Source organism: Prevotella rectalis (genome assembly GCF_900607215.1).
In the GTDB taxonomy this organism is placed as follows: Bacteria; Bacteroidota; Bacteroidia; order Bacteroidales; family Bacteroidaceae; genus Prevotella; species Prevotella brunnea.
In genome coordinates this window covers 178,335-185,110 of record NZ_LR027822.1, presented here as the reverse complement: position 1 = coordinate 185,110, position 6,776 = coordinate 178,335, and the positions used below count along the sequence as shown (strand labels likewise).

Here is a 6,776-nt window from a genome sequence, read left to right as displayed (position 1 = left end):
CATAAAAGAAGATGGACAACACCTAAGTTCCGTCATATTTTCGGCAAGGTCTTAGGGGGCTCGATGCCCCCTGGGACCTTTGGTGAAGATGGCATAAGACCGTCGTTCGCCATATTTTCGGCGTTCCAAAGATACTTTATATTTTTCTTTTTTGCAAGCATTTATCTCTTTTTCCAAAGATTTCTCCCGGGCTGTTCGCCTCTATAGACATCCATCGGACATTTCATTCCTATGCTCATATGCGGTCGTCTGTAGTTGTAGAAGGCTATTGCCTTGGAGATTTCCATGTTGGCCTGGTCATAATCTCGGTACATCTCCTGCTGGTAAATCCACTCAACCTTAAAGGTTCCATTCGTCCTTTCCGCCACAGGATTGTCCGTAGGATTGTACCGTTCTGTCATACTAACCCTGATATGGTGGCACATAAGAGTTTCAACATATAGGTGGCAGGCGTATTGCGAACCTCTGTCAGAGTGGTGTATCGTTCCGCAGAGGTTGCCTCCTCCGGCTGCCTTAACTGCCATTAGCAATGCCTCCTTCGTATTTATAGCCTCCATGGTTTCGGATAAGCACCAGCCTATGACAGCATGTGAGTAAACATCTGTAATGAGATGGAGGTACAGGACGTTGCCGTAAATCCAAACGTAGGTTATGTCGGCTGCCCAAATGTGGTTAGCATACATTGCCGTAACACCTTGTACAAGATTAGGATACTTCCTATAAGGATGATTGGAGTCCGTTGTACGTCTTCGCTTGTTCTTGGGAAGCATAAGTCCTTCTGAAGCAAGTAGTTTTAAGAAGGAGTCGCGACCATGAGTAACATCTTCACCTAGCTCCGACTTGAGGAGGACGTGCAGTTTCACACCGCCTATCCCGGGACAGCAGGCACGATAGTAGAGTACATTGTCAACTATCAGTTTACGCCTTTGCCGCTCAGAAATCACAAGCTTGCTGCTTGCGTAATACCACTGGCGTTTCTTGCCAAACAGCCCACAGAGGAATTCCACGGATACACCGGGAAACTCCTCACGCAGCGCCGTTACTGTTTGGCACCATCTTTTTTTAAGATGCTGATACCCTCCTCGGATTCGGCTATCTCTATGAGTTTCTCATAGGCACGGCTGCGCATCTTCTCCAAAGACAATGCGTGTTGGAGGTTCACTATCTTCTGGCGCAATATCTCATTGTCTGTCAAATTCGTTTCTTTATGAGCCATACGATACCTCTGGATTACTTCCGAGGGCAAAGATAACGATTTTGAATCAACGGGCCAACGTTTCAGCCATTGGAACATTGAACCACTAGACACATTCCACTTACGCAATATGGACGCTTGAGAAGCACCGCTAGAATAATAATCGATTAACACTTGCAGCTTGAACGAATACGAAAATTCGCGCGGGGTTTTACGTTTTGTCATAATTTCTTACTTTTTTTATAGTCAGAATTGTGACAAGCTAAATCCGTATAAGACATATTTAGGACACTATGGGTTAAAAACATGATTTTTTACGTGCAATATTGCATTTATAATGTGAGGATTGGGATGGCAGCTGTTTCGCAAGAAGCCTGCGATAAGGGAATGAGTTGCAACGATGTTTGGAAATTTTAAACGGATGGATGACGAGACGAATGTTAAATAACGATACAAAAGTTATTTATTGTTAATTATATAAATGAGCTAAGTTATTCTTTTTCTTATTCTTAGGTCTTTTAACAGAAAGTTTGTACCTTTGCACCCCGAAACACCTCTATGCGTGTCTTCATATATATTAAGGTGTGCATTGGCGTTTTAACAGGTTGATAACAAACAAAATAATAATATATAATAAATTCAATTATGCCTACTATTTCACAATTGGTAAAAAATGGCAGAAAAGTGATTGTAGAAAAGAGCAAGTCTCCGGCTTTGGATAATTGTCCTCAGCGTCGTGGAGTCTGTGTTCGTGTTTATACTACAACACCTAAAAAGCCTAATTCGGCAATGCGTAAGGTTGCCCGTGTTCGTTTGACAAACCAAAAGGAAGTCAACTCCTACATACCGGGAGAAGGTCATAACTTACAGGAACACAGTATCGTGTTGGTTCGTGGTGGTCGTGTTAAGGATCTCCCTGGTGTACGCTATCACATCGTTCGCGGTACGCTTGATACCGCAGGTGTTGCAAACCGCACACAGCGCCGTTCAAAGTACGGTGCAAAGCGTCCAAAAGCAGCTAAGAAGTAATAATCGTTTGAGTTTCTTTCCCTTTACAGGGAAGGGAACTTGAATGGTTGTAAAGCCTTTCAATTAACAGTCGGAGAAGGTTGGTAAATGAGAGGAAAACAATAGAAAAGTCAAAATAAGTTTTGCTGGAGAATTGTTAATCACAAGGTTGAGTAAAAGTCCAAGAGTGGATTTTGAAGAACGGAAAAGACGACAGCCTCCGCAGACTAATAAAAGTTTTTAATATAAAATGAGAAAAGCAAAACCAAAGAAACGTGTGATCTTACCGGATCCAAAGTTTAATGACCAAAAGGTCTCAAAATTTGTTAATCATCTTATGTATGATGGTAAGAAGAATACCTCATACGAAATATTCTATGCCGCGTTGGACATTGTAGCGACAAAGATGAAAGACCAAGAGAAGTCTCCGCTTGAAATTTGGAAACAGGCACTCGACAATATCACGCCTCAAGTAGAGGTGAAGAGTCGCCGAATTGGTGGTGCGACATTCCAAGTACCGACAGAGATTCGTCCTGATCGCAAGGAAAGTGTGTCAATGAAGAACATGATTGCTTTTGCGCGCAAACGCGGTGGAAAGAGCATGGCTGAAAAACTTGCTGCCGAGATTATGGATGCATCCAACAGTCAGGGAGGTGCTTACAAGCGTAAGGAAGATATGCATCGCATGGCTGAGGCTAACCGTGCTTTCGCTCACTTCAGATTCTAAACGACGAAACTTAACTATAAAGCAAAAAAAATGGCAAATCAGGATTTACATTTAACGCGTAACATCGGTATCATGGCTCATATTGATGCCGGTAAGACGACAACCTCTGAACGCATCTTGTTCTATACGGGTAAGACGCACAAAATCGGTGAAGTACACGATGGTGCAGCTACAATGGACTGGATGGCACAGGAGCAGGAACGCGGTATCACCATTACATCGGCCGCTACAACCTGTAACTGGAATTATCAGGGAAAGTCTTACAAAATCAATTTGATTGATACCCCGGGACACGTGGATTTTACCGCTGAGGTGGAACGTTCACTGCGTGTGCTCGATGGTGCCGTGGCTACTTATTCTGCCGCTGACGGTGTTCAACCACAGTCAGAGACCGTATGGCGTCAGGCAGATAAATACAATGTACCTCGCGTTGGATATGTTAATAAGATGGACCGCTCCGGAGCTGACTTCTTCGAGACAATCAGCCAAATGAAAGATATTTTGGGAGCTAATCCTATCGCCGTTCAGATACCTATTGGAGCTGAGGAAAACTTTAAGGGCGTTGTAGATCTCATCAAGATGAAAGCTATTTTCTGGCATGATGAGACAATGGGCGCTGAATATGAAGTAGAAGAAATTCCCGCTGAATTGGCAGATGAAGCAGCAGAATGGCGTGATAAACTTCTCGAAGGTGCTGCCAACTACGATGACGAAGTAATGGAACTTTACCTTGAGGGTAAGGACATTCCGGAGGAAAAAATCATCGCTGCCATTCGTAAAGGTTGTATTTCCATGGATTGTTGCCCAATGCTATTGGGTTCTTCCTATAAGAATAAGGGAGTGCAGACATTGTTGGATTACGTTTGTGCATTCTTGCCTTCTCCGCTTGACACAGTTGTAACCGTGGGTACCAACCCGGATACCGAAGAGGAAGAAGACAGAAAAGCAAGCGTTAGCGAACCTACGGCGGCACTCGCGTTTAAGATTGCCACTGACCCGTTCATGGGACGTTTGGTGTTCTTCCGCGTTTATTCCGGTAAGGTGGAAGCAGGCTCTTATGTATATAATCCTCGTTCAGGAAAAAAAGAGCGTATCAGTCGCTTGTTCCAGATGAACTCCAACAAGGAAATCGCCATGGAGTCTATTGATGCAGGTGATATTGGTGCAGGCGTTGGATTCAAGGACATTCGTACCGGTGATACGTTGTGCGATGAGGCTCACCCTATTGTTTTGGAATCCATGACTTTCCCTGATACCGTGATTTCTATTGCGGTAGAACCAAAGAGTCAGGCAGATATTGCTAAATTGGATACCGGTCTGCAAAAACTTGCTGAAGAAGACCCAACATTCACCGTACGTACGGATGAACAGAGCGGACAGACCATTATATCCGGTATGGGTGAGTTGCACTTGGATATCATTATTGACCGTTTGAAGCGTGAATTCAAGGTTGAGTGCAACCAAGGTAAACCACAGGTTAATTACAAGGAGGCAATCACTAAGGCTGCCCAAAGTCGTGAAACCTACAAGAAACAATCGGGTGGTCGTGGTAAGTTCGCTTGCATCGATGTTACGATTGAACCCAAGGACGAGGATTACAAGGAAGGTGATTTACAGTTTATCAACGTGGTAAAAGGTGGTAACGTACCCAAGGAATTCATCCCTTCAGTGGAAAAAGGATTTAAGGAATGTCTGAGCAACGGCGTTCTTGGAGGTTTTCCACTTACAGGTATGAAGGTAACACTTACTGATGGTTCTTTCCACCCGGTTGACTCCGACCAGTTATCTTTCGAGTTGGTAGCTCATCAGGCATTCAAGAAACTCTGTCCGCAGGCGGGTCCGGTGCTGATGGAACCTATCATGAAAGTGGAAGTGGTAACTCCGGAAGAAAACATGGGTGATGTCATTGGCGACTTGAATAAACGTCGCGGTCTCGTACAGGGCATGGAAGAGGCACGAAGCGGAGCACGCGTAGTGAAAGCCATGGTTCCTTTGGCAGAGATGTTCGGTTATGTAACCGCTCTTCGTACAATTACTTCGGGACGTGCCACTTCTTCAATGGAGTATGACCATCACTCGCCCGTTTCCAACAACCTCGCGAAAGACATCTTGGAAGAGTTGAATGGAAATTCGGATTTATTGAAATAATATTTAAAAGAGGGCGATACTTTCATAGCGAATGACTCTTATGAAAGTATGCCCACTTGTTATCAATAATAATTTAATTAAAATATGAGTCAGAAAATTCGTATCAAGCTGAAATCTTACGACCACCAGTTGGTTGATAAGTCAGCTGAAAAGATTGTGAAGGCAGTAAAAGCCACAGGTGCTATCGTAAGTGGACCTATCCCTTTGCCAACACACAAGCGCATTTACACGGTAAACCGCTCAACTTTCGTTAACAAGAAATCACGTGAGCAGTTTCAGTTGTCTAACTTTAAGCGTCTTATCGACATCTATAGCTCAACTCCCAAGACGGTTGACGCATTGATGAAGTTGGAATTGCCTTCCGGCGTGGAAGTTGAAATTAAAGTGTAATCGCACTTATTCAGTAAAGTAAACAAAATTGTTTTTTAATTAAAATTTAATTGAAATGCCAGGATTATTAGGAAAGAAAATCGGAATGACATCCGTTTTCAGTGCCGACGGTAAAAATGTACCGTGCACTGTTATCGAAGCCGGTCCTTGTGTTGTAACCCAAGTCAAAACAGAAGAAAAAGATGGTTACAAGGCTGTTCAGTTAGGTTTCGGCGAGGCTAAGGAGAAAAGAACCTCTAAGCCACAGTTGGGACATTTCAAGAAGGCAGGCACAACACCGAAAAAGCACTTGGCCGAGTTCAGATTTGATGAGGAGTACAACCTCGGTGACACGATTACCGTAGAACTGTTCAACGATGTGAAATACGTTGATGTCGTAGGTACGTCTAAGGGTAAAGGCTTCCAAGGCGTTGTAAAACGCCACGGATTCGGTGGTGTAGGTCAATCTACTCACGGTCAGGACGACCGCGCTCGTAAACCGGGAGCTATCGGTGCTTGTTCGTATCCTGCGAAGGTCTTCAAAGGAATGCGCATGGGCGGTCAAATGGGAGGCGACAGAGTTACTACTCAGAACCTTCAAGTGTTAAAGGTAATTCCGGAACATAATCTTCTTCTCGTGAAAGGAAGTGTTGCCGGATGCAATGGTTCAACCCTTATAATTAATAAGTAATGGATATTAACGTATTAGATATCAAAGGTCAGGAGACCGGCCGTAAGGTTACTCTTAACGAGAATATCTTCGGAATTGAGCCAAACGATCATGTACTCTATCTTGACGTAAAGCGATATCTCGCTGCACAACGTCAGGGAACAGCAAAGTCAAAGGAAAGAAGCGAACATGCCGGTTCTACACGCAAACTTGGTCGCCAAAAAGGTGGCGGCGGAGCTCGTCGTGGTGATATCAACTCGCCTGTTCTTGTTGGTGGCGGACGTGTTTTTGGACCAACACCCCGTGATTATAGCTTTAAGCTCAACAAGAAGGTGAAAGTGCTCGCACGTAAGTCAGCTCTGTCTTACAAGGCAAAAGACGACGCGATAGTAATCGTAGAAGATTTCAACTTTGACGCACCGAAAACTAAAGATTTTATAAACATTGCTAAAAATCTTAAGATTGACGGTAAGAAAGTACTTCTCGTTTTGCCGAATGCGGAAAAAAATGTATATTTGTCAGCTCGTAATTTGAAGAAAGCCGAAGTTACAACAGCAGCACAGGTGAATACATATAATGTTCTCAATGCTGACGTGCTTGTTGTAACCGAAAATTCTTTGAAGACGATTGATGAAATCTTAACCAAGTAAAAGTAGGAG

Annotated in this window: 8 protein-coding genes; 6 read left to right on the top strand and 2 right to left on the bottom strand. The window is 43.7% G+C overall.

Going from position 1 to position 6,776, the window contains the following annotated elements; translation table 11 throughout:
• Window positions 1–161 precede the first annotated feature (161 nt).
• Window positions 162–1,007: an IS3 family transposase gene (locus E0E16_RS09180; protein ID WP_240048166.1), complete on the bottom strand. Its 846-nt coding sequence runs from the start codon at window positions 1,005–1,007 to the stop codon at window positions 162–164.
• A 32-nt stretch (window positions 1,008–1,039) separates the two neighbouring features.
• Entirely contained in the window at window positions 1,040–1,420 is a 381-nt protein-coding gene (locus tag E0E16_RS14405) for a hypothetical protein (protein WP_130828438.1), read from the bottom strand.
• 420 nt (window positions 1,421–1,840) lie between these two features.
• Here E0E16_RS14405 and rpsL point away from each other — a divergent pair, with 420 nt between their 5' ends.
• From rpsL to rplD, 6 genes are all read left to right on the top strand, one after another.
• On the top strand, window positions 1,841–2,224 hold the full coding sequence (gene rpsL / locus E0E16_RS09170) for a 30S ribosomal protein S12 (protein ID WP_025875841.1): 384 nt from the start codon (window positions 1,841–1,843) through the stop codon (window positions 2,222–2,224).
• Between the two features lie 229 nt (window positions 2,225–2,453).
• The gene (gene rpsG / locus E0E16_RS09165) at window positions 2,454–2,930 is read left to right on the top strand and encodes a 30S ribosomal protein S7 (protein ID WP_130830064.1); all 477 of its coding nucleotides are present in this window, start codon (window positions 2,454–2,456) and stop codon (window positions 2,928–2,930) included.
• 30 nt (window positions 2,931–2,960) lie between these two features.
• Window positions 2,961–5,078: an elongation factor G gene (gene fusA, locus E0E16_RS09160; protein WP_130830063.1), complete on the top strand. Its 2,118-nt coding sequence runs from the start codon at window positions 2,961–2,963 to the stop codon at window positions 5,076–5,078.
• Window positions 5,079–5,162: 84 nt separating this feature from the next.
• A complete protein-coding gene (gene rpsJ, locus E0E16_RS09155; RefSeq protein ID WP_130830062.1) occupies window positions 5,163–5,468 on the top strand; it encodes a 30S ribosomal protein S10 in 306 nt (101 codons plus the stop codon).
• A gap of 55 nt (window positions 5,469–5,523) precedes the next feature.
• Window positions 5,524–6,138 (top strand): 50S ribosomal protein L3, encoded by a 615-nt coding sequence (gene rplC, locus E0E16_RS09150; protein ID WP_130830061.1) that lies wholly within the window; start codon window positions 5,524–5,526, stop codon window positions 6,136–6,138.
• Window positions 6,138–6,767 carry a 50S ribosomal protein L4 gene (gene rplD / locus E0E16_RS09145; RefSeq protein WP_130830060.1) on the top strand — a complete coding sequence of 210 codons (630 nt, stop codon included), beginning with the start codon at window positions 6,138–6,140 and terminating at the stop codon, window positions 6,765–6,767. The genes rplC and rplD overlap by 1 nt, the downstream gene beginning before the upstream one ends.
• The last annotated feature ends 9 nt before the right edge of the window (window positions 6,768–6,776 follow it).